3 protein-coding genes and 2 pseudogenes are annotated in these 4,184 nt (G+C 43.9%); 1 reads left to right on the top strand and 4 read right to left on the bottom strand.

Annotation, left to right across the window (positions count from 1 at the left end):
• Positions 1–285: 285 nt before the first annotated feature.
• The 3 genes from accB to IM509_RS01645 all read right to left on the bottom strand — a co-directional run bounded on the left by accB (position 286) and on the right by IM509_RS01645 (position 3,215).
• Positions 286–780, bottom strand: coding sequence for an acetyl-CoA carboxylase biotin carboxyl carrier protein (gene accB / locus IM509_RS01655; protein ID WP_052278345.1), 495 nt, complete (start codon positions 778–780; stop codon positions 286–288).
• Positions 781–945: 165 nt separating this feature from the next.
• Complete coding sequence (efp, locus tag IM509_RS01650) at positions 946–1,503, bottom strand: elongation factor P (RefSeq protein WP_002788532.1); 558 nt, start codon at positions 1,501–1,503, stop codon at positions 946–948.
• 908 nt (positions 1,504–2,411) lie between these two features.
• The gene (locus IM509_RS01645; protein WP_002762063.1) at positions 2,412–3,215 is read right to left on the bottom strand and encodes a creatininase family protein; all 804 of its coding nucleotides are present in this window, start codon (positions 3,213–3,215) and stop codon (positions 2,412–2,414) included.
• Between the two features lie 197 nt (positions 3,216–3,412).
• On the opposite strand from IM509_RS01645, the pseudogene IM509_RS01640 reads away from it, so the two are divergent.
• Positions 3,413–3,617: pseudogene (locus IM509_RS01640) on the top strand (IS30 family transposase); the annotation flags it as partial.
• A 112-nt stretch (positions 3,618–3,729) separates the two neighbouring features.
• Here the strand turns inward: IM509_RS01640 and IM509_RS01635 are convergent.
• A pseudogene (locus tag IM509_RS01635) lies at positions 3,730–4,044 on the bottom strand (O-linked N-acetylglucosamine transferase family protein); the annotation flags it as partial.
• Positions 4,045–4,184 lie beyond the last annotated feature (140 nt).

Genomic DNA, 4,184 nt, shown 5'->3' with positions numbered 1-4,184 from the left:
GTCAGTCTGTAGAGCGACCATAAGACCAGAACAGAGTAAATCTGTTAAGGCAGGTGCGAAAAATCCTTCGGGAAAGAAGCAGAAACCCAAATCGTGAGGTTTGGGAATCGCCGTCCGTTTTACGGCGGCGAGGATGTCAAGAGGATAGCTTTCATTCTATCTAGGGTTTGTTGAAAAAGTTTTTCCTGGGGGCAGGGATCCCCCGCCTACCGGCACCCCCCTTATCAAGGGGGGCAGGGGGGATCAAAGACAAAATCTATCTTCTATTTAATTAGAATCACTTACTTACTCCGGATTAACCCACATTAACGTCTGACCAAATTCTACCGGTTCACCGTTAGCGACGGCGATTTCGACGATTTGCCCGGCCACTTCCGCTTCGATTTCATTCATCAACTTCATCGCTTCGATGATACAGACCGTTTGTCCGACCCGGACTCGATCGTTTTTTTCCACGAAAGAGGGTTCATCGGGAGCGGGAGCGCGATAAAAAGTGCCGACCATGGGAGAGGTAATCGCCAGCCATTTTTTATCAACAGCGGCGGCCACGGGTTCGGGAGTGGGGGTTTCTGGGGCCGGGGTGGGGCCTGCCGCTACCACTGGAGGGGCGACCGGGGCCGTCACCACCGGCAAGGGAGCGGCGAGAGGACCAAGGGCAGTATTAACGGTTCCTTTGCGGATATTTAGCTCCAAATCTGCACTTTTCAGGCTAAATTCACTGATATCCGTGGCTGCCAATGTTTTGATCAGTTCTCGAATTTCGTTGTAATCAATAGTCACCGCTCTGAAATCCCCCCGCAAATAAAAAGCAACAAATCCAAATTCGCACCTACCAAACCGTCGATTTTTCGCATCTAGCGGCTAAGTTTTGGGAGACAGGCTCAGAAAACTGGCTTTAGTCCTAAACCCCTCCCTAAGGCCTCATTTCTGGGCTTCTGATCACAATTATTCCCGTCCCAGATAGGAACCATCCCTGGTGTCCACTTTAATCCTTTCACCGATGGAAATAAACAGGGGAACCATCACCTGCGCTCCCGTTTCTACGATCGCCGGTTTCGTGCCACCGGTGGCCGTATCTCCCTTGACTCCCGGATCTGTATCGGTGATTTCCAAGATTACCGAGGTGGGCAATTCTACCTCTAACACTTGCTCATTCCAAAAGAGAATATTGACTTCCATTCCTTCTTTCAGATACTTGGCTCGATCGCCCATTTGTGCTGGGGTTAGAGTTGCTTCCTCAAAAGTCTCCATGTCCATGAAGACAAACTGATCGCCTTCTTTGTAGGTGTGCTGCATGGTACGCTTTTCGATCGTGGCTGAGGGCAAGGTTTCCCCCGCCCGGAACGTCCGTTCTACCACGTTGCCGGTCTGGACATTTTTTAACTTGGTTCGCACAAAGGCCGATCCCTTACCCGGTTTGACGTGCAGGAATTCCACCACCCGCCAGACAGAGCCATCTATCTCGATGGTCGTACCGCTCCGAAAGTCGTTACTCGAAATCATGAAATGCTGTTTAGGCCAAGAAAGATCAACATTCCATTTTACATACTTCCTGTCCCCGAAAAAACTTTTTTCCCGCCCCTACAGGTAAGGAGGAGGTGGCATCTCCCAGAACGGGAGAAGGGAGTGGGATACTTGCCACGAATCAAGTCGGAGCAGGGAGAGCCGGAGCAGGGACTTTATCCCTATCCTGACCCCAATTTTTAGTACAAAGTTACTGCAATATTACAAGCAGTGAACAAATAAACAGCGATGATCACCGGCGAATTAAAATCCCAAATAGATAGGGTCTGCTGAAAAAGTTTTTCGTGGGGGCAGGGTGTGGGGTGTGGGGTGTGGGGTGTGGGGTTTTACCGATTTTGAGGTAGTCAGTTACCTAATTTTCAGGGAAAAAGTCCCGGAATTTTACCCCCGATCCCTCCAATGGTCGGCACTTTTTGAGGAAAAAAAGTCTAAAAGCCTTATCCAACAAGGTTTTTAGATTTATTCAGCAGCCCCTAATTATCCTAGACGTTGATTCTGTTTTCGATTCTTATCCCCCAGAAAAAATATGGTAAAAATGTCGTTTATTTTCTTTTTGTTACCGTTGACAAAATTTCTAAAACCTCAAGGATAAAACTGATAATTGAGATTAATAATTATGGAAAAATTACTCTTATCTTGTTAAAATTTACTCTATTTATGCTCAGGAAATATCGTGAGCAAATTCCCGAATCAAAGGGGAAGTGAGAGGAATTTTTATCCTTGGTACTAAAATTAACAATAGGCAGTTTAAATGCAGTACAGCTTATTAACAACTCTAATTAATCTTTTATTAATATATAGCGTTTCCTGTTCGCACTAGGTACATTATCGATGTTGAAAAGCTTAATTAGCAAAGGTTTAAGTGTGCCACACAGGTGTGAGAACCGCTATAACTTCGGTTGACGGAATTGATAAACATCAGCGATCGCCTGTACCCAACCATTAGCAACGGATTCTAATAATCGATCGCCTTTTTCTTTACTTGCATTAGTAGCATCTCCCATCACTCCACTTTTAGTTAATTCCTTAGTTAACCAAGCAAAGGGTAATTTTCCCTCCATAGTTAACAAACTATTTTCTGGCAAACCTTGAGGATATTCTCGGACGGCCCGCTCAATTTTTACCTGTTCTGGCAGTAATGATAACATAATGCTAGTTTCCACATCTCCTGCATGAATACCGTATTCTAATTCATATTCCGAGAATAATTCAGCCGCATTGTGGGGAACTCGCCAAGTGAAAAAAGGAAATACTAAAAAATCGGGATATTGTTGATGAATATCCCTAGCGGCAATTTCCATAACTTGCGGCTGCCCGCCGTGGGAGTTCATTAATACTAACTTGCGAAAACCCGAACGATAGAGACTTTCAGCTATCTCTTGAATGAGGGTTAATAAGGTTGCTGCCGAGAGGGTAATCGTGCCGGGAAAAGACCAATGTTCGTTAGATTTTCCGTAGTAGAGACAGGGTAAAGCGAAAGCGGCGATGTTTGTATCTAATTTCTCGAAAGCTTTGCCTAAAACCCCTAAACTAATGGCAGCATCGACGGCAATAGGTAGATGGGGTCCGTGTTGTTCGATCGCACCGATGGGTTGAATAATTACCACATTTTCCTTATCTGGCATTGAATCTATATCTGTCCAAGTAAGATAGGGAAAATAACGATGTGGGGGAATAAAACCGTGCATCATAATTTTATTGGGGGTGAGGGATTATGGTTAGAGGAAAAATTACTGTTTATATTGTAATTTTATCACTAATTCTTGGCAAGGTGGCCAATCGTCAACTATCGAGACTATGGAGAGCATCAAGAATACCTATAGGGCCAGACGAGGAAAAAGAAAGAGTCGAAGCGGAGCGAAAAGTAAGCTTGGCGCGATTCCGGAGCGTGGCAGCATTGGCCAAGAACAAAACCGCATCGGAAATCAACCCTTGTCACCGAAAAACTTTTCTAAGAGATTCCCCCTGACAAAAGAAAAACCCACCTTTGTGACAAGGCCAAAGAATTTTGTGGACATCAAGAGTTGAGTCAGAAACTAGGAGCAGATTTTTATTTTGCTAATCCTTATCATTTTTGGGAAAGAGGATTAAACCCAGGGTAAGAGTATCTTAAATCCTTGACCAAATGAACTTTATGTGGTTTTCTTCCCCATACCCCACACCCCAACAAACTTTTTGCCGCAAACCCTATGTAACCCTAAAGTTTTATTTACCTTCTCCTACTACAGATTGATAAAATCTTTCTAGACTTTCTACAGAGGTTCGATCGTTAAATACTGTATCGATATTCATTTTAGTATAATCTTTGATTGTTTGTCGCCATTGATTATCTAAACCTAAACGGATAGCAATTTCAATATAGTGATTTTTATCCGTAGCAATTGTCTCGGTTATGCCTAATTTTTTCAAGATAGCATAGGAATGTCTTCCCCGCATAAATTCCCCCGGACAGGTAACAACTGGAAGCTGACAGGCAATTGCTTCGAGGGTGGTATTTCCTCCCGACCAACTTAAGTTATCTGGTTCTTCGTTACTTGGTATGGTTCGATAGGGGGGCATAAATCGACTAAATCCTTATCTGGCAAGAGACTTAATTGATTAGTTCGCTCTAGAAAAAAACAATTAACAAAAATCGCTAAATGCCTTTCTATATAAGGGTT

Source organism: Microcystis sp. M31BS1, from assembly GCF_020245285.1.
GTDB lineage: Bacteria > Cyanobacteriota > Cyanobacteriia > Cyanobacteriales > Microcystaceae > Microcystis > Microcystis panniformis.
Note: the sequence above shows the minus strand (reverse complement) of the source record. Positions and strands in the feature narration are given on the sequence as shown.

Bases quoted from the DNA above. Each gene is read 5' to 3' on its own strand.
- IM509_RS01645 (WP_002762063.1), bottom strand. From the start codon at position 3,215: ATGATGCACGGTTTTATTCCCCCACATCGTTATTTTCCCTATCTTACT.
- efp (WP_002788532.1), bottom strand. From the start codon at position 1,503: ATGATTTCGAGTAACGACTTTCGGAGCGGTACGACCATCGAGATAGAT.